The sequence below is a fragment of the Curtobacterium sp. 458 genome (assembly GCF_030406605.1).
Classification (GTDB): domain Bacteria; phylum Actinomycetota; class Actinomycetes; order Actinomycetales; family Microbacteriaceae; genus Curtobacterium.
In genome coordinates this window covers 1,304,195-1,321,884 of record NZ_CP129104.1, presented here as the reverse complement: position 1 = coordinate 1,321,884, position 17,690 = coordinate 1,304,195, and the positions used below count along the sequence as shown (strand labels likewise).

Annotated in this window: 12 protein-coding genes; 6 read left to right on the top strand and 6 right to left on the bottom strand. The window is 70.7% G+C overall.

Annotated features, from left to right (window positions below; all coding sequences use genetic code 11):
- The first annotated feature begins 54 nt into the window (after positions 1 to 54).
- From QPJ90_RS06560 to QPJ90_RS06540, 5 genes are read left to right on the top strand one after another with little or no spacing between them, the layout of a single operon-like run.
- Positions 55 to 4,428: an FtsK/SpoIIIE domain-containing protein gene (locus tag QPJ90_RS06560; RefSeq protein ID WP_290133631.1), complete on the top strand. Its 4,374-nt coding sequence runs from the start codon at positions 55 to 57 to the stop codon at positions 4,426 to 4,428.
- A 44-nt stretch (positions 4,429 to 4,472) separates the two neighbouring features.
- The gene (locus QPJ90_RS06555; RefSeq protein WP_290133630.1) at positions 4,473 to 5,303 is read left to right on the top strand and encodes a ribose-phosphate pyrophosphokinase-like domain-containing protein; all 831 of its coding nucleotides are present in this window, start codon (positions 4,473 to 4,475) and stop codon (positions 5,301 to 5,303) included.
- Positions 5,300 to 6,871 carry a nicotinate phosphoribosyltransferase gene (locus tag QPJ90_RS06550; protein ID WP_290133629.1) on the top strand — a complete coding sequence of 524 codons (1,572 nt, stop codon included), beginning with the start codon at positions 5,300 to 5,302 and terminating at the stop codon, positions 6,869 to 6,871. Before QPJ90_RS06555 ends, QPJ90_RS06550 begins: the two co-directional genes overlap by 4 nt.
- On the top strand, positions 6,868 to 7,521 hold the full coding sequence (locus tag QPJ90_RS06545) for a hypothetical protein (RefSeq protein ID WP_290133628.1): 654 nt from the start codon (positions 6,868 to 6,870) through the stop codon (positions 7,519 to 7,521). Before QPJ90_RS06550 ends, QPJ90_RS06545 begins: the two co-directional genes overlap by 4 nt.
- Before the next feature lie 18 nt (positions 7,522 to 7,539).
- Complete coding sequence (locus QPJ90_RS06540) at positions 7,540 to 8,175, top strand: pyridoxal 5'-phosphate synthase (protein WP_290133627.1); 636 nt, start codon at positions 7,540 to 7,542, stop codon at positions 8,173 to 8,175.
- 274 nt (positions 8,176 to 8,449) lie between these two features.
- Here QPJ90_RS06540 and QPJ90_RS06535 read toward each other — a convergent pair whose 3' ends face one another.
- Positions 8,450 to 10,912, bottom strand: coding sequence for a UvrD-helicase domain-containing protein (locus QPJ90_RS06535; protein ID WP_290133626.1), 2,463 nt, complete (start codon positions 10,910 to 10,912; stop codon positions 8,450 to 8,452).
- Between the two features lie 12 nt (positions 10,913 to 10,924).
- Entirely contained in the window at positions 10,925 to 11,953 is a 1,029-nt protein-coding gene (locus QPJ90_RS06530) for a glycerophosphodiester phosphodiesterase family protein (RefSeq protein WP_290133625.1), read from the bottom strand.
- A 215-nt stretch (positions 11,954 to 12,168) separates the two neighbouring features.
- Between QPJ90_RS06530 and QPJ90_RS06525 the strand changes: the two genes are divergently transcribed.
- Entirely contained in the window at positions 12,169 to 13,020 is an 852-nt protein-coding gene (locus QPJ90_RS06525; RefSeq protein WP_290133624.1) for a Bax inhibitor-1/YccA family protein, read from the top strand.
- 354 nt (positions 13,021 to 13,374) lie between these two features.
- On the opposite strand, the gene guaA is transcribed toward QPJ90_RS06525, so the two are convergent.
- From guaA to QPJ90_RS06505, 4 genes are read right to left on the bottom strand one after another with little or no spacing between them, the layout of a single operon-like run.
- Positions 13,375 to 14,961: a glutamine-hydrolyzing GMP synthase gene (guaA, locus tag QPJ90_RS06520; RefSeq protein WP_290133623.1), complete on the bottom strand. Its 1,587-nt coding sequence runs from the start codon at positions 14,959 to 14,961 to the stop codon at positions 13,375 to 13,377.
- On the bottom strand, positions 14,958 to 15,404 hold the full coding sequence (locus QPJ90_RS06515; RefSeq protein WP_290133622.1) for a DUF3817 domain-containing protein: 447 nt from the start codon (positions 15,402 to 15,404) through the stop codon (positions 14,958 to 14,960). The genes guaA and QPJ90_RS06515 overlap by 4 nt, the downstream gene beginning before the upstream one ends.
- A gap of 10 nt (positions 15,405 to 15,414) precedes the next feature.
- Positions 15,415 to 16,194, bottom strand: coding sequence for an SURF1 family cytochrome oxidase biogenesis protein (locus QPJ90_RS06510; protein WP_290133621.1), 780 nt, complete (start codon positions 16,192 to 16,194; stop codon positions 15,415 to 15,417).
- 5 nt (positions 16,195 to 16,199) lie between these two features.
- A complete protein-coding gene (locus QPJ90_RS06505) occupies positions 16,200 to 17,690 on the bottom strand; it encodes a cation:proton antiporter (RefSeq protein WP_290133620.1) in 1,491 nt (496 codons plus the stop codon).

Sequence of the window (17,690 nt, the reverse complement as noted above, 5' to 3'; positions counted from 1 at the left end):
ACCGGCCGCGCGCTCGGCGCGCGTCACCGTTGCACGGTCAGCCACGGTCGAGCGGTGCGCCTGACGTTCACCGCCACCCACCTACCGACCGACGCGACTGCCGACTTCGTGGCGGAGTGCGACGAGGACACCGTCCTCGGCGAGGTCGTCGAGATCGTCGCCCGCCGGTTCGGCCTGAGCGCCGAGTCCATCGTCGAGGTCGCCGTCGACGCGGTACCGACGACCCCGCACGCCCGCCTCGGTGACGGCGTCCTGCTCGAGGGGGCCCGACTGACGTTCGGCGCACCCGCACCGGTCCTCCCGCTCCCGGCCGACCTGCCCAGCGTCCGCATCGTCGGCGGCCCGGGTGCGGGCACGGTCGTGGTGCTCGACGCGGGGGTCGCGCACGTCGGGTCCGCGCCGGATGCGACGGTGCACCTGCCGGACCGCACGGCTCCCGAGTACGCGGCGGTGCTGCGGCTCGACCTCAACCGTCGCTTCACGATCATCCCGACGCGGGGCTCGCGCGTCCTCGTCGACGGGGCAGAGGTCGACGTCGAGACCCCGGTCGAGCCGGGGGGCGTCGTCGCGATCGGCGACACGCTCCTGTCCGTCGCGGTGCCGGACGCCGACCGCGCTGCGATCACGCTGACGCCGGGTGGCGGAACCCTCGACTACACGCGGCCGCCGCGGCTGCTACCGGAGGAGACTCCGACGGTCTTCAAGCTGCCGGCCGCGCCGGGGCAGCAGTCGCGACGGTCGATCCCGATCATCGCGGCGCTGGCGCCGCTCGGCATGGCGGCCGTGATGATCTCGATCTTCCACAACGTCGCCTACCTGGCCTTCGGCCTCATGTCGCCGATCATCATGTTCGGCAATGCCTGGTGGGACCGCCGGAACGGCAAGAAGACGCACCGGCAGCGCGTGGCCGAGTACGAGGAGACGAAGCGAGCGGTCGAGGCGGACGCCCTGGAGGCCGTGGCCCGGTACCAACGCGAGTCCCGCACCAGCGCGCCCGACCCGGCGACGGTGCTCGACATCGCCCTGCGGCGCCGCGCCCGCCTGTGGGAGCGTCGCCGGACCGACCCCGACTACCTGACGCTGCGCGTCGGGACGGCGGACGTGCCGTCCGGCGTGGTGCTGGAGGACCCGGCTGCGCTGGAGCACCGTCGTGCGGTCGACAAGCTGGCGGAGGACGTCCCCGTGGTCGTCGACCTCGTCGAGCACGGTGTCGTGGGGATCGCTGGGCGCGAGGAGCACACGAAGCACCTCACGTCGTGGCTCGTCGCGCAGCTCGCCGTGCTGCAGAGTCCCCGGGACACGCAGTTCGTCGTGTTGACCGACGCGCAGTCGTCCTCGGAGTGGGCATGGCTCCGCTGGGTGCCGCAGGCGCGCCCGGGCTTCGGGCAGGACGCGGTGATCGCGATCGGCAACGATGCCGAGACGCTCGGCGCCCGCGTGGCGGAACTGGGGCAGGTGATCGACTCCCGACAGCGAGCGCTGCGGGAGTCCGGCGCGCGGGTCGTTGCGGGGCCCGACGTCGTCGTGGTGCTGGACGGCGCCCGGCGGCTCCGAGCCCTGCCCGGACTCATCCGGATCCTCAAGGAGGGCCCCGCCGTCGGTGTGCGGGCGATCTGCATCGAGGAAGAGGCCCGGCTGCTGCCGGAGGAGTGCTCGGTCGTCGTGACGGTGGGTTCCGAGCGCATCCGGGTGGCCGCCCAGCGACAGGCGACGATCACCGACGTCCGCCCTGACCGGGTGCCGGACGGCTGGTTCGAATCGGTCGCCCGGGCGATCGCGCCGATGGTCGACGCCGACGACGAGCGCGATGCTGGTGGGCTCCCGACGTCCTCGCGGCTGCTCGACGTCATGCTGCTCGAACCGCCGACGGCGAGGGCGATCACGGGCGGGTGGGGCGTCCGCCCCCGGACGACCGAGGTCGTGGTCGGCGAGAGCCTCGACGGGCCCTTCGCGTTCGACCTCCGGCGTGACGGTCCGCACGGACTCGTCGCGGGCACGACGGGCTCGGGGAAGTCCGAACTCCTGCAGACGATCGTCGCCTCGCTCGCGGCCACGAACACGCCGGAGGGGATGAACTTCGTCCTCATCGACTACAAGGGCGGGGCCGCCTTCCGGGACTTCGCGCCGCTGCCGCACACGGTCGGGATGGTGACCGACCTCGACACACACCTCGTCGAGCGGGCGCTCGAGTCGCTCGGAGCCGAGCTGCGCCGCCGCGAGCACCTGCTCGCCGAGGCCGCCGCGAAGGACATCGAGGACTACGTCGAGCGCCTCGGCCGGGGTGAGCCGCTGCCCCCGATGCCGCGGCTGCTCATCGTCATCGACGAGTTCGCCAGCCTGGTGCGGGAGCTTCCCGACTTCGTCGCCGGCCTCGTCAACATCGCCCAGCGCGGGCGATCGCTCGGCATCCACCTCATCCTCGCCACGCAGCGACCGACGGGTGTGGTGTCGAACGACATCCGGGCGAACACGAACCTGCGGATCGCGCTCCGCGTGACCGACTCGAGCGAGAGCACCGACGTCATCGACGCCGGGGACGCCGCGCAGATCCAGAAGAGCACGCCCGGTCGGGGGTACATCCGTCTCGGTGCCGGAGCCCTGCTGCCGTTCCAGTCCGGCCGGGTCGGGGGCCGCCGTCCGGGCACGACGTCGAACCGGCGACGGGCGGTGTGGGCGGGCTCGGTGTCGTGGTCCTCGCTCGGCACACCGCCCCCTGCCCCGCCGAAGTCCGAGGACCGTTCCGACGACGACCGGACGGACCTCCAGGAGCTCGTCGCCGCGGTGGCGGGTGCTGCCGAGACCCTCGGCGGGCCGGAGCCGTACCGTCCGTGGCTCGACGCGCTGCCGGAGTCCTTGCTCTTCACCGACGTGAACGACTCCGCGTGGGAGCTCGACGTCCCCTCGACGACCTCGTCGCGCGTGAACCCGCTGCCGTTCGCCCTGCAGGACTTCCCGGGCGAACAGGCCCAGCGCGTCCGCAGCCTCGACCTCGACACCGACGGCCACCTCTACGTCGTCGGTGCACCGCGCAGCGGACGGTCCCAGGTGCTCCGGACGATCGCGGCGGCCGTCGCCCGCAACACCTCGTCGGCAGACGTGCACGTGTACGCCCTCGACTGCGGCAACGGTGCGCTCCTGCCGATCCAGGCGTTGCCGCACGCCGGCGCGGTCGTCCAGCGTGTGCAGACCGAGCGGGCGCAGCGGCTCCTCGCCAAGCTGACGCAGGAGCTCGCCCGTCGCCAGCAGGTCCTCGCCGACGGCGGGTTCGCGAGCATCGTCGAGCAACGCGCCGCGGCGGTCTCACCGGCCGACCGGCTGCCGCACATCGTGTTCATGCTCGACCGGTGGGAGGGCTTCGTCGGATCCCTCGGCGAACTCGACCACGGTGCACCGACCGATCAGGTCATGACCATGCTCCGCGAGGGCGCCAGTGTGGGGATCCACTTGGTCGTGACCGGCGACCGGCAGCTGCTCTCGAGCCGGATGGCCACCCTGGTGGAGGACAAGCTCGTGCTGCGCCTGTCCGACCGGGGCGACTACGGCCTCGCGGCACTGAACCCACGGAAGCTGCCGGAGCAGATCCCCGACGGTCGGGCCTTCAGCTCGGAGACCGCCGTCGAGACGCAGATCGCCCTCCTCGCCGCCGCCGGGACGGGTCAGGCGCAGGCCGCCGCCATCACGGCCTTGGCGACGTTCGCGACCGGGCGGGACGCAGGAGTCGAGCGCTCGCGTCGGCCGTTCCGGGTCGACCAGCTCAGCGGCCCCGTGCCGTTCGACCGGGCGTGGGAGATGCGGACTGACGACACCGACCTCTTCGGGCTCGTGGGCATCGGTGGCGACGACCTCGCCGCGATCGGCCCGGACCTCGCGCAGGCCGGTTCGTTCGCGATCGGCGGTCCGGCGAAGTCCGGCCGCAGCTCGGTGCTCCTCTCGATCACTCGGTCGGTCCTTCGGGCCGGAGGCCAGGTCGTCCTCGTCACCCCGCGGCAATCGCCGTTGCGAGCGCTCGCATCGGAACCGGGCGTGCTCGCCGTGCACGAGGGCACCGACATCACGGACGACCTCCTCGCGCCGTGGTTCGACGACCAGCCCGGCCGACGCGTGCTCGTCATCGACGACGCCGAACTCGTGAAGGACGCGCCGGCGAAGACGTGGCTGCAGGGGTTCGTGAAGCGCGCGTCGGACAGCGGCCAGGCGATCGTCGCAGCCGGACTGACCGCCGAGTTCGGGGTCGGGTTCACCGGCTGGCAGGTCGACATGAAGCGAGCGCGTTCGGGCGCGCTCCTCAGCCCGCAGGCGATCGCTGAGGGCGACCTGCTCGGCATGCGCCTGCCCCGGAGCTCCGTGGTCGACCGGGTCCAGCCGGGGTCGGCGATCGTGCACCTCGGAGACGGAGAACTGGTCTCGGTGCAGGTTCCCGTTCCGTGACCCGGTACTTGTCAATCTGACAAATACCGTGGTACGGTCGAGCCATGGCAGTCGAACTCAGCACCTGGGACACCCTGGGCACACCGACGACACCGACGTTCTCCACGATGCGGTTCCCCGCAGGCGAAGCACACGTCAAGGTCCGGGACGACGCCGACGCGGAGGCGACCACCGAGATCGCGACCCTGCGCGGCACGAGCGGCGACGACCTCCTCATGCTCGGCATGTGGGCGGACGCGGTCCGGCAGCGGGGCGCACGGTCCGTCGCGCTCGTCCCGTACCTGCCCGGTGCCCGACAGGACCGCGGCCTCCCCTTCGGCGCGAAGGTCTACGCGGACGTCCTCAACGGGTTCCGCATCGACCAGGTGATCGCCTTCGATCCGCACTCGCCGGTCATCGTCGGGCTGGTCGAGCGGCTCACGGTCGTCACGAGCGAGCAGGTCGTCTGCGACGCCGTGCTCGCCGGCTCCGACTACAGCGGGATCATCGCCCCCGACAAGGGTGCGGTCGCTCGGGCCTCCGCGGTCGCCGTCGCCGCGGGCCTGCCGCTCTTCCGCGCCGAGAAGCACCGGAACCCCGACACCGGGAAGCTCGACGGCTTCTCCTGCGAACCGCTGCCTGAGACCGGTCGCCTGCTCGTCGTCGACGACATCTGCGACGGCGGAGGCACCTTCATGGGCCTGGCCGGCTCGACCGGCCTGCCGAAGGAGCGCCTGGGCCTCTGGGTGTCGCACGGCGTCTTCTCGGGCCGCGCTCCGCAGCTCGCCGACCACTTCGGCGAGATCGTCACGACCGACAGCTATCCCGCACAGCAGGACGTCCCCGGCCTCCGCACCGTCCCGCTCAGCCCGTACCTCACAAAGGAGATCCGATGACGAACACCGCCAGCACCGTCACGACGACGGGCCTCGAGCCCCGCATCACCACCCCGAGCCCGATCGCGCCGCTGCTCGCCGTCGACGGCTACAAGCACTCACACCGGCAGGTCTACCCGGCCGGCACGACCCGGATCCTCATCAACTGGACGAACCGGTCGAACGGGCACATGCCGGACTCGACGCACGCCGTGGTCTTCGGCCTGCAGGCGTTCATCCAGCGCCACCTCGTCGAGGCCTGGGCGCCGTTCTTCGCCGCCGACGAGGACGAGGTCGCGGACCTGTTCGAGCAGGCACTCCAGGGCTACTTCGGCCCGAACCACATCGGCACCGACCACGTCCGTGCACTGCACCGGCTCGGGTACCTGCCGCTCGACGTCAAGGCGCTGCCCGAGGGCACCCTCGCACCGATCGGCGTCGCGACCCTCACCATCGAGAACACGATCGACGAGTTCTTCTGGCTGCCGAACTACATCGAGACCGCCCTGTCGGCGTCGATCTGGCACCCGTCCACCGTCGCGACGAAGGCGCTCGAGTACCGCGACCTCATGGAGGACTGGGCAGCGCGCACCGGTGCGGACCCGGCGAGCATCGACTTCGCCGCCCACGACTTCTCTTTCCGAGGCCAGTCGAGCATCGAGTCCGCCGCCGCTGCCGGCGCCGGTCACCTCCTGTCGTTCCTCGGCACCGACTCGATGCCGTCGCTCGACTTCATCGACCGCTACTACCCCGGCGACAACGGCTGGGTGGGCGCCAGCGTCCCCGCGACCGAGCACAGCGTCATGTGCGTGCGCGGCGCCGACGGCGAGCTCGAGACCTTCGAGCAGATCCTCGACGTCTACCCGACCGGCATCGTCTCGGCGGTGAGCGACGGCTTCGACCTGTTCAAGGTGATCACCGAGACGCTCCCGCAGCTCAAGGACCGCATCACGGCCCGCGACGGCAAGCTCGTCATCCGCCCCGACTCCGGCGACCCGGTCGACATCGTCACCGGCACCGTGCACGGCGTCCCGGAGTACGAGCTCTTCCGCCCCGGGCGCAGCAACGAGGAGAAGGGCGTCGTCGAGCTCCTCGACGAGCTGTTCGGCCACACCGTGAACGAGCAGGGCTTCAAGGTCCTCGACCAGCACATCGGCGTGATCTACGGCGACAGCATCACCCTCGACCGCGCCCGGCGCATCTACGAGCGTCTCGCCGCGAAGGGCTACGCGAGCGACACCATCGTCCTCGGGATCGGGTCGTACACCTACCAGTACATGACCCGCGACAACCTCGGCAGCGCGGTGAAGGCGACCTGGGCCCTCGTCGACGGGAAGCCGGTCGACATCCAGAAGGACCCGAAGACCGGCAGCGGCAAGAAGAGTGCCAAGGGTCGGATCGCCCTGCACCGTGGCGCGGACGGCGAGATCCGGCAGACAGACGAGGCGAGCGCCGAGGACGAGGCCACGAGCCTCCTCCAGACGGTGTGGGTGGACGGCCGGTTCACGGTCCTGCAGTCCTTCGCCGACGTCCGGGCCACCCTCCGCGCGGAACGGGCCGCGCGCTCAGCGCGCCGGTCGCGGGCGTGACCGACGCCGCCTCCGCGGCCCGCGACCAGCCGCTCATCGCGATCGACGTCGTCCCGGTGTCGTTCACGACGGCGCACGGTCTGCGGGTCGCGACCGCGCGTCGGCCGTACGCCCCCTTCGCCGGCCGGGAGGCACTTCCCGGCGTGCTCCTGGACGCTGCGGAACGCCTCGTCGACGGCGCGGGGCGCGCACTGCGGACCAAGACCGGGATCGAGGCGGCTGCGGTCCGGCACCTCGCGCAGGTCGGCGCGTTCGACGGACCGTCGCGTGACCCGCGGGACGCCGCGATCAGCATCGCGTTCATCGCGGTGGTGACCCCGGGGGTGGACGCACCGCCCACGGTGTGGCGACCCGTCGACGGGGCCGAGCCGGGCCTCCCGTTCGACCACGACACGATCGTCCGGACGGCCGTCGACCAGGTGCGCACGCGACTCTGGCGAGACGTCCCGTTGACCCGCGCGCTGCTCGGCGAGCTGTTCCCGACCTCCGCGGCGGCGCAGCTGCACACGGCGCTCCACGGCAGCGCGCCCGATGCCGGCAACCTCAACCGCTCCCTGCGCACGAACCCGGCGCTCGTGCGGGCCGAGGCGTCCTCGGCGGCGACCACGCGGGGCGGGCGTCCCCCGGCGACCTGGACGTGGGTGGACTGAGCGCGGTTGGCTGGGGCCATGTCCGCTTCGCTGTCCGGTGACGACTCCCTGCACCTCCCCGAGTTCGACGCCCCGCCGGCGTCGCCGATCGACCTCGCCCGGCAGTGGCTCCACGACGCCGACGAGCGCGAGGTGTCGGAGCCGCTGTCGATGACCCTCGCCACCGCGGGCGCCGACGGCCGGGTGTCCGCGCGCACGGTCGACGTGAAGCGCCTCGAGGACGACGGGCTCGTGTTCGGCACCTCCACGCTGAGCCCCAAGGGTCGGCAGCTCGCCGAGAACCCGCACGCGGCGCTGCAGGTGTACTGGCGCGAGACCATGCAGCAGCTCCGGTTCGAGGGCCGGGCCGTGCAGCTCTCCGACGAGGCGTCCGACCAGCTCTTCGCCGACCGGTCGCCGAAGTCCCGCGCCGCGACCGCGATCGCCGACCAGTCGGACGTGCTCGAACCGCGGACCCTGCAGGACCTCATCGACGACGCGAACGTCCTACTGTCCGAGACCGACGACGACGTGCCCCGTCCGGAGGGCTGGGTGGCCTGGCGGCTCGAGCCCGAGATCGTGGAGTTCTGGCACGGCAGCCGCGACCGGATGCACCGACGACTGCAGTACGTCCGCACGTCGGACGGGTGGGACGCCGCGCGGCTCCAGCCGTAGCGGTCCGACGCGCGCCGCCGCGCGCCGCCGCGCTCGCTGGCGTGCGCCCGCGGGTGCAGTGCCAGCGGGCACCGTGGCGCCCGCTCACGCTCGCCATGGCGTCCGCCGGCGTGCACCGCGTTCGCACAACCGGAGTCGGCTCGCACCGCGAGAACGCGCGGTTCGACGCGTCTTTGGTTGTGCGCCGTCGCGCCGCCGTCGTCCCGCCGCCGCGCCCGCCGCCGCGTCCGCTGGCGCCGCGCCCGCTGGCGCCGCGCCCGCTGGCGCCGCGTCGCTAGAGCTTCTCGATGGGGGCGATCTTGATGAGGAGCTTCTTGCGCCCCGCCGAGTCGAACGCGATCTCGGCGATCCGCTTGGCGCCCTGCCCCGTCACCGCCGAGACCGTGCCCTCACCGAAGTCGAGGTGCTTGATGCGATCGCCGGCCACGAGCTCGAGGTCGCCGTTGTCGCGGACCTGCCCGGACACCCGGTTCGCCCACTCGGTCTTCGGGCGGGTCTTCTGCGCCGCGGCCGCCCGGTCGTACGACCCGCCGCCCCAACCGCCACCACCGCGGTAGCCACCACCACCGGACGCACCGCCGGCACCGCCCGCGCCGCCGAAGCCACCGCGCCGGGCGTTCAGTGCCCGGGGCTCGGTGCCACCGCGACTGTTCGCCATGCCCGGCGACTGCTTCCACTCGATGAGCCCCTCGGGGATCTCCTGCAGGAAGCGGGACGGCATCGCCACGTTGACGTCACCGAACTGTGCCCGGGTCATCGCGAGCGACAGGAAGAGCGACTTCTTCGCGCGGGTGATCCCGACGTAGAAGAGCCGGCGTTCCTCGGCAGGGCCGCCCGGTTCGTTCGCGGACATCCGGTGCGGCAGCAGGTCTTCCTCGACGCCGGTGAGGAACACCGCGTCGTACTCGAGGCCCTTCGCCGTGTGCAGCGTCATCAGGGACACCGTTCCGGATGAGTCGTCGAGCTCGTCCGCCGCCGCCACGAGCGAGACCTCGGTGAGGAAGTCCGAGAGCGTGCCGTCCGGGTTGTTCTTCTGGAACTCGCGCGTGACCGCGACGAGTTCGTCGATGTTGTCCGCCCGCGCAGCGTCTTGCGCGTCGGGCGACTTCCGGAGGTTCTCGAGCAGTCCGGAGCCGTCGAGCAACTGCGTCAGGGTGTCGACGACCGGCTGGTCCTGGGCCTTGGCGGAGACCTCGTCGAGGAGCGCTGCGAACGCGGTGATCGCGTTCCGGACCTTCGGACCGAAGCCGAGCTCGTCCGCGTGCCGCAGGGCGTCGCGCATCGTCGTCTCGTGCTCGTCCGCGTAGCGCTGCAGCGTCGTCTCGGTGACGGCGCCGATGCCGCGCTTCGGCACGTTGAGGATGCGGCGGAGCGCCATCGGGTCGGCGGGGTTCGCGATCGTGATCAGGTACGCCATCGCGTCCTTGATCTCGGCACGCTCGTAGAACTTCGTGCCGCCGAGCACCCGGTACGGGATCGCCGCCCGGATGAAGATCTCCTCCAGCGCACGCGTCTGCGAGTTCGTCCGGTAGAAGACCGCCATGTCCCGGTAGGCCGTGCCGCCCTCGTGCAGCCGCTGGACCTCGTCCGCGACGAACTGGGCCTCGTCGTGGCCGGTGTACCCGGTGAAGCCGACGATCTTGTCGCCGGCGCCGACGTCGGTGAACAGGTTCTTCGCCTGCCGGTCGAAGTTGTTCGCGATGACGGCGTTCGCGGCGTCGAGGATGTTCTGCGTCGACCGGTAGTTCTGCTCGAGCAGGATGACCTTCGAGTTCGGGAAGTCCCGCTCGAACTCGACGATGTTGCGGATGTCCGCCCCGCGGAAGGCGTAGATCGACTGGTCCGAGTCACCGACGACGGTCAGTGACGCCGGAGCGATCGACCCGTCGCGCTCCCGCATGCGTTCGACGTGCTGGCCGGCGTCCTCGAGCGCGTCGACCTGCTCGACGGGCACCGGACGGGTGAGCTCACGGATGAGGGCGTACTGCGCGTGGTTCGTGTCCTGGTACTCGTCGACGAGGATGAACCGGAACCGCCGCTGGTACAGCGCGGCGACGTCGGGGAAGGCGCGGAAGAGGAACACCGTCTGCCCGATGAGGTCGTCGAAGTCGAACGCGTTCGCGCGACGGAGCTCGTCGGTGTAGCGGCGGAACACCTGGGCGAACATGACCTCTTGCGGGTCGTTCGCGTTGATGTTCCGGACGTAGGTGTCGACGTCCTGCAGCTCGTTCTTGAGCTTCGAGATCTTCGACGCCGCCGCACCGACCGTCAGTCCGAGCTGGTCCGCCTCGTACTCCTTGATGATCCGCTTGAGGAGCGCACGGGAGTCGGCCGAGTCGTAGATCGTGAAGGACTGCGAGAACCCGAACCGCTCGGCCTCGCGCCGCAGGATGCGCACGCACGCGGAGTGGAACGTCGAGATCCACATGCCCTCGGCCTCGTTGCCGACGAGGGCACGCACCCGCTCCCGCATCTCCGCCGCGGCCTTGTTCGTGAACGTGATCGCCAGGATCTGCGACGGCCAGGCCTCGCGGTTGGCGAGCAACAGCGCGATCCGCCGTGTCAGCACGCTGGTCTTGCCCGATCCGGCACCCGCGACGATGAGCAGGGACTCGCCGCGGTACTCGACGGCTTCCTTCTGCTGGGGGTTCAGACCCGCGGTGAACGGGTCTTCGTAGGCAGCGGCCCCGCCACCCTGCTCGGGCGACGAGTCGAATGGGTCCAGCACGATCGTCATGTCCGCAACAGTCTAGGCGGGGCCCCCGACAGCCGAACCGGGCCCGACGATCGAACGGGCGTGGACGGCGAGGTCCGTGTGGTCGGCGAACACCCCGTCGACACCGGTGCGGACGATCGACGTGAACCACCGCTCCCAGTCACCGTGCGCCGCCACGTCGCCGCCTCGCCGGAGCGGTGCCGGCAGGAAGCGGTTCTCCGGCCGCAGGGTCCACGTGAACACGTCGAGCCCGGCGTCGTGCGCCCGGTCGACGATCGCACTTCGCACCGGCCCACGGTCGTCCACCGCCCGGGTGTCGACGCCCGCCATCAGGGTCCCCAGGTCGACGCTGATCCCGTGGAACTCGGTGGCGAGCTCCGCGAGCGCCTCGTCGGACCGCTCGGACGCGTAGGACGGGGCCAGCGACCCGTGGGACGCGACCTCGTCGGCGGCGCTGCCCCGCGCCTCCTGGAGGTACACGAGCCGGCCACCGGTCCGACGCGTGCGGAGGTCGCGGAGCACGCCCTTCTCGAAGCTCTCGACCGTGAGCCGCTCGTCCTGCCGCCACCCAGCGCCCGCGAGCACCTCGTCGAGCATCGCGCCCATCGGGAACCCGGCCCGCTCGAAGGACGTGGCGTGCTTGACCTCGGCGACCAGCCTCACCGCCCGAGGGGCGCCGTCGAGGATAGCGAGGAGGTCCTCGAGCCGCAGGATCGGGTCCTCCCCGTCGTGCGCTGCGGAGGCGGGGCGCAGGGCGGGCAGCCGCTCGCGGGTCCGCAGCGTCTGCAGCTCTGCCCACGTGAAGTCCTCGGTGAACCACCCGGTCAGGGTCTGCCCGTCGACCGTCTTCGTGGTCCGGCGGCCGGCGAACTCGGAGTGGTCGGCGACGTCGGTCGTGCCGGAGATCTCGTTCTCGTGCCGCAGCACGAGGACGCCGTCGCGCGTCGGGACGAGGTCCGGTTCGATCGCGTCGCACCCCATCGCGATCGCGAGGTCGTAGGCGCTGCGCGAGTGCTCTGGGCGGTGTCCGGACGCGCCGCGGTGGGCGATGACGAGGGTCATGCGTGCACGGTACCGGCCTGGAGGCACGGCTCGCCGCCGCCTTCCAGCCCACCTCCGTCAGGTGCTCAGGCCCGGTACGGCGAACTCCGAGCCGGGGCTGCGACGATCGCCGCAGGCGACCACGGGACAGCCGTTCCGCTCGCCGCGAATCCACAGCCTTCCGGGCCACCTGATCCGTAGGCTGAGAGGACTCGAATCATCCATGAGAGGACACCATGGCCTTCAAGCCCGGTTTCGACCAGTCCCCCGCCTTCAACGACGCGGGCCGGAACGCCTGGGGCGCGGGCGCCGGACAGCAGCAGGCTGGCTGGGGTCAGACGCCGCAGCAAGGGATGACCCCTGATCAGCTGCAGTACATGTACGACCGTCCGTCGGCCTCCACGGTCGACACCGACCGCATGTCGTACGAGGACACCATCGTCAAGACGCTCCTCGCCTTCGGCGTGCTCGTCGTCGGCGCGGTGGCCGGTTGGAACCTCCCGCCGGTCGTCTGGATCGTCGGCGCGATCGTCGGGTTCGTCCTCGCCCTGGTGAACACCTTCAAGAAGAAGCCGTCGCCGGCGCTCGTACTCGCCTACGCCTTCTTCGAGGGTCTCTTCGTCGGTGGCATCTCGGCGTACTACAACAGCGCGTTCGACGGCATCGTCACCCAGGCAGTGTTCGGCACGCTCGGCGTGTTCGCGGTGACACTGTTGCTCTTCACGTCCGGCAAGGTGCGTGCGACCCCGAAGGCAACGCGGTTCTTCCTGGTCGCGATCGTCGGGTACATGGCGTTCTCGCTGGTGAACCTCGTGCTCATGTGGACCGGCGTCACGAACACCGCGTTCGGTCTGCTCGGCGTGACGGTCTTCGGTATCCCGCTCGGTGTCGTGATCGGCATCTTCGTCGTGCTGATGGCGGCGTACTCGCTGATCCTCGACTTCGACCAGATCAAGACGGGCGTCCAGCGCGGCGCTCCCCGGATCTACGCGTGGACCGCGGCGTTCGGCCTCATCGTCACCCTGGTGTGGCTGTACCTCGAGATCCTGCGCATCCTCGCCATCATCGCGAGCAGCTCGCGCAACTAGCACTCGCGCGCAGCACGACCAAGAGGACCCCGGCGAACACGCCGGGGCCCTTCGTCGTGCGCGGGGCCACGCGTGCGGGATCCGCGCATGCCGGGGTCGACGCCGAGCAGCCCGAATCCGAGCTCCCCCGACACGGCTGGACTCGGCCGGACCGCGGTCAGGACTCCCCGCATGCGGATTCCCAGCGGTCACGAAAGGTCGGTCTCCACGACGCTGAGCGACGTTTCGTGACCGATCGACGCCGAGCAAGCGGGGAGTCTTGCCCGCCGGAGGAATGGCCCGCAGGGAACACACCGGACGCACGAGGGCCCGGCACGCAAGATGCGCGCCGGGCCCTCGGGCGTCAGGGAGTGACTACTCCCACTCGATCGTCCCCGGCGGCTTCGACGTGACGTCGAGCACGACGCGGTTCACGTCCGGCACCTCGTTCGTGATCCGGTTCGAGATCTTCGCGAGGGTGTCGTACGGCAGGCGCGTCCAGTCGGCGGTCATGGCGTCCTCGGAGGACACCGGACGGAGCACGATCGGGTGGCCGTACGTGCGGCCGTCGCCCTGGACACCCACGGAGCGGACATCGGCGAGCAGGACGACCGGGCACTGCCAGATCTCCTCGTCGAGGCCGGCCGCGGTGAGTTCCTCGCGGGCGATCTTGTCGGCGGCACGGAGCAGCTCGAGGCGGTCCTTCGTGACCTCGCCCACGATGCGGATGCCGAGCCCCGGACCGGGGAACGGCTGGCGTCCGACGATGACCTCGGGCAGCCCGAGCTCGCGGCCGACGGCGCGCACCTCGTCCTTGAACAGGGTGCGCAGCGGCTCGACGAGCTCGAAGGTCATGTCCTCGGGCAGACCGCCGACGTTGTGGTGCGACTTGATGTTCGCCGTGCCGGAGCCACCGCCGGACTCGACCACGTCGGGGTAGAGGGTGCCCTGCACGAGGAACTTGACCTCGCCCGCCTCGTCGTCTCCGCGAGCCTCGAGCACGAGCGCCTCGGCGGCGGCCTCGAAGGTACGGATGAACTCACGCCCGATGATCTTGCGCTTCTGCTCCGGGTCGCTCACCCCCGCGAGGGCGTCGAGGAACTGCTGCTCGGCGTCGACCGTCACGAGCCGGACACCGGTGGAGGCGACGTAGTCCTCTTCCACCTGCTTGCGCTCGTCGGCGCGGAGGAGCCCGTGGTCGACGAACACGCACGTGAGCTGGTCGCCGACGGCCTTGTGCACGAGAGCCGCGGCCACGGCAGAGTCGACGCCGCCGGAGAGCCCGGCGATGACCCGCGCGGAACCGACCTGCTCCTTGATGCGCGCGACCTGCTCGTCGATGACGTTGGCGGAGTTCCAGTCACCGGGCAGCCCGGCGGCGCGGTGGAGGAAGTTCTCGAGCACGGCCTGGCCGAACGCCGAGTGCTTGACCTCGGGGTGCCACTGCACGCCGTAGAGCTTGCGCTCGTCGGACGCGAACGCCGCGACGGGGGTCGACGCGCTCGATGCGAGCACCTCGAAGCCCTCGGGGGCCTTCGCCACGGAGTCGCCGTGCGACATCCACGTGACCTGCGACGCCGGCTGGTCGCCGAGGAGGACACTGCCCGTGCCGGTCTCGTTCACACTGACGTCGGTCGCGCCGTACTCGCGCTGACCGGTCTGGGCGACCTCGCCGCCGAGCGCGGTCGCCATGGCCTGGAAGCCGTAGCAGATGCCGAGCACCGGGACGCCGAGGTCGAGGATGTCGCCGTCGAGCGACGGCGCACCCGGTTCGTAGACGGACGACGGACCACCGGACAGCACGATGGCCGAGGGGTCTTTCGCCTTCACCTCGTCCGCGGTGATCGAGTGGGGGACGATCTCGCTGTAGACGTTGGCCTCGCGGACGCGGCGAGCGATGAGCTGCGCGTACTGGGCTCCGAAGTCGACGACGAGGACGGGACGCTGGTCGGTCTCGCTCACCGAGCGGCCTCCTTCTCACGCTGCTGGGCAGCGGTCAGCTCGTGGTAGGTGTCCATGGCCTTCTGCTGCATGCGGTGCTCGACGACGAAGGACATGAACGGGATGATGCCGCCGAGGGCGATGAGCAGGAAGCGCGAGGGCCTCCAGCGCATGATGCTCCACAGACGGAAGTCCGTGAAGAGGTAGAGGACGTACAGCCAACCGTGCGCGATGAGGATCGCGATCGACAGGTTGAACGTGCCCGGGGCTTCACCGGCCGTGCCGTTCGGGACGAAGAACGGGCCGTTGCCGAGCTGCATCTCGAGCTGCAGCGGGGTGTACTTGATGATGACCTCGACCACGAGGGCCAGGAGCAGCACACCGGTGATGTACGCGGAGACGCGGTACCACTTCACCGCTCCCGGGATCTTCGGGACGTCGCGGGGTCGGACGGTCAGAGCCATATCGGCCATCCTACCGTCGGTCGACGAGCGCCCCGTCGGAGCTGTGGAGGCGCTCACGGCGGTCCTCTTCCTCGCGCTCCCAGGCGTCCTTCACGAAGCGGTACCAGAGGAACACGGCGAACCCCGCGAACACGGCCCACTCGACCGCGTAGAAGAGGTTGAGCCAGTCGAACTGGACCTCGCGCGTCGGTGCACGGTCGGCGATGGTGCCGAGGTCGGCCGCCTTCGCGGTGGAACCATCGGCGACCACGTACCCGAGGTACATGCGGTCGTCGAACTGCTTCCACGTGTTGACGAACCGGGCCGGCGCCACGGCGGAGTACTCGCCCTCGGCGTAGGTGTCCTGGTCCGGGGACTCCTCCGGGTAGAGCCGCCCCTCGATGGTCATCGTCTGCCCGTCGGTGAGCCGGTCACCGCCGGCGACGGCTGCGGACCGCTGGTCGGACCAGCCGATCACGACCGGGAGGCTCGCGCCGGTCCCGGAGTCGACGAGGTGTCCGACGGTCTGGTACGTCCCACCGCCGCTCCGCCCGGTCAGGACGGTGGTGTCACCCGCGACGAAGGTGCCGGTGACGGTGACCTTCTGCCCGGCGAGCGCCTCGGTGACGGGCTTCATCGGAGCGAGCGCGTCGTCGAGCGTCCGCTGCGTCTCGGTGGTCGCGGGCAGGGGCTTGCCGTTCTGGATGCTCCGCTCGAGCTGCCACTTGCCCAGGAACGCGAACACCGCCGCGAGCACGAGCGCGAGCAGCAGCAGCGCGATCCACTTCGGTCGTCGGGCAACGGCCCACATCTGTATCAGTACTCCGGATCGCGCTGTCGCACCGGGCGTTCGGGACGCTCGGCGGGGATCTCCACCGACGAGGTCACGGGTTCGTCGCGGGGCTCCGGTGCACCATTCTCGCGCTCTTCCCTCCCAGCGGCCTCCACGAGGGCGAACTCCTCCGCGAACTGCCGGTCGCGTTCGGCACGACGGGCGGCCCGGGAGGCGTCCTCGTCGGCGACCCCGGCCTCCGCGGCCGAGTCGATCGCTTCGTCGAGGGCCGGTCCGGACGCTCCGACGGGCACGGCGCCGCCGCGGCCCCCGAGCCGCGCGCGGAGGCGCTGGCGCAGCCGCGCGACGCGCGCCGGACGCACCACGAGGCGGCCGATCCGGTCCGAGTTCACGGCGAGCAGCGGACCCAGGACGGCCATGACGAGGACGTAGAGGCCCGCGAACGCGGTGATCCGCGCCTCCAGGCCGGCGGCAGCCGAGAGCGTCGCGAGGATCAGCGCGAACTCGCCACGGTTCACCAGGATGACGGCGGTGTTGATCCCCTGCTGGACGTTGAACCCGTTCATGCGGGCGACGATCTGACCGGCGACGGCGTTGAGCACGACGGTCATGCCGATCGCGCCGAGGACCGGCCAGAGCACCTCGCCGAAGGTCGACAGGTCGAGTCCGAGGCCGAAGTTCACGAAGAAGAACGCCGCGAACACGTCGCGCATCGGGAGGGCGAGCTGCTCGATGCGGTCTCGGTAGCGCGTGGCACCGCAGAGCAGGCCGATCACGAACGCACCGATCGCGTCGGTCACGCCGAGGATCTCGCCGATCCCGCCGAACATCACCGCGAGGCCGAAGAACAGCACGGTGAAGAGCTCGTCGTCACGCGTGGCGAAGATCTTGGACACCCACTTGCCGGCGAACCGGGCGAGGGTGAACATCACGATGAGGAAGCCGAACGCCAGCGCGAGCTTGCCGACCACGCCCCAGATGTTCGTGTCGCCCGAGAGCACGACCGACACGATCGCCAGGTAGATGGCGATGAAGACGTCCTCGATGACGGTGACACCGAGGATCATCGGCGTCTCGTCGTTCGCGAGCCGCCGCAGCTCGATGAGGAGCTTCGTGACGATCGCACTCGACGAGGTCGCGGTCATGCCCGCGATGATCAGCGCCTCGCGGGTGCCCCAGCCGAGCGAGAACCCGAACGCGAAGCCGATCCCCATGTTGATGGCGACGTACGTGCCACCGGACACGAGGAGCTTGCCGGCGTTGCCGTAGAACTCCTCCTGGTCGAACTCGAGTCCGAGGTTGAACAGGAGCAGCACGAGCCCGAACGTCGCGATGAGCTCGATCGTGTGCGACTCGACGTTGAGGCCGATCCACGGGGTGTGCGGGCTCGCGATGAGTCCGACCACCATGTAGATCGGGATCGCCGGGAGCCCGATGGTCTTGCCGAGGCGTCCGAGGACGTAGGCGATGACGAAGAGCACACCGATGGTGAGCAGCTCACCGCCCAGGTGCAC

Coding starts and splice junctions, on each gene's coding strand:
- QPJ90_RS06555 (WP_290133630.1), top strand. CDS start 4,473: ATGGCAGTCGAACTCAGCACCTGGGACACCCTGGGCACACCGACGACA.
- QPJ90_RS06550 (WP_290133629.1), top strand. CDS start 5,300: ATGACGAACACCGCCAGCACCGTCACGACGACGGGCCTCGAGCCCCGC.
- QPJ90_RS06540 (WP_290133627.1), top strand. CDS start 7,540: ATGTCCGCTTCGCTGTCCGGTGACGACTCCCTGCACCTCCCCGAGTTC.
- QPJ90_RS06535 (WP_290133626.1), bottom strand. CDS start 10,912: ATGACGATCGTGCTGGACCCATTCGACTCGTCGCCCGAGCAGGGTGGC.
- QPJ90_RS06530 (WP_290133625.1), bottom strand. CDS start 11,953: ATGACCCTCGTCATCGCCCACCGCGGCGCGTCCGGACACCGCCCAGAG.
- QPJ90_RS06525 (WP_290133624.1), top strand. CDS start 12,169: ATGGCCTTCAAGCCCGGTTTCGACCAGTCCCCCGCCTTCAACGACGCG.
- QPJ90_RS06515 (WP_290133622.1), bottom strand. CDS start 15,404: ATGGCTCTGACCGTCCGACCCCGCGACGTCCCGAAGATCCCGGGAGCG.
- QPJ90_RS06510 (WP_290133621.1), bottom strand. CDS start 16,194: ATGTGGGCCGTTGCCCGACGACCGAAGTGGATCGCGCTGCTGCTGCTC.